The organism is Mesorhizobium sp. P2_D1 (assembly GCF_056404455.1).
The window spans coordinates 1-713 of the sequence record NZ_JBFUDZ010000173.1; the positions used below are offsets into that span (position 1 = coordinate 1).

Consider the following 713-nt stretch of genomic DNA (forward strand, 5'->3'; position numbering starts at 1 on the left):
GCCCTGGCCTGATCACGGGAGCGTCCGACGACGATCCCAGCGGCATTGCCACCTATTCCCAGGCAGGTGCGCAATTCGGCTTCGGCCTGACATGGACGCTGCTGTTCAGCTATCCGCTGATGTCAGTGGTGCAGGAGATCAGCGCTCGCATCGGGCGGACCACCGGCCACGGAATTGCCGGGAACATGCGCCGGTATTATCCGAGCTGGCTGCTGCAGTCGGTCGTCGTGTTGCTCCTCATCGCCAACATCATCAACATCGGCGCCGACCTGGGCGCCATGGGCGACGCCCTGAAACTGATTATTGGTGGACCGCATCTTGCCTACGTCATCATGTTCGGGGTGGTGTCCGTCGTCTTGCAGATCTTTCTCAAATACAGCCGCTACGTCTCGGTGCTGAAATGGCTGACACTGTCGCTCTTTGCCTACTTCGGTACCGTGCTGGTCGTGCATGTGCCATGGGGTGAAGTCGCCCATGGTCTCTTCATTCCGAGGTTCACAACGGATGCCGGTTTCTGGACGTCGGTCGTGGCGATCCTGGGCACCACTATCAGCCCCTACCTGTTTTTCTGGCAGGCGTCGCAGGAAGTCGAAGACCAGAAGGCCAAGCCGGAGCGCAAGCCCCTCAAGAAAGCGCCGGAGCAGGCCGAGACTGCGATCGAACGTATCCGGGTAGATACGTATATCGGCATGGCGTTCTCCAATCTCGTGGCC

The 713-nt window shown here is 59.9% G+C and carries 1 protein-coding gene; it reads left to right on the forward strand.

The features are described 5' to 3' along the window. The coding region (locus AC1D0I_RS32810) for an NRAMP family divalent metal transporter (RefSeq protein WP_477400219.1) at nt 1–713 on the forward strand (713 nt) is incomplete at both ends.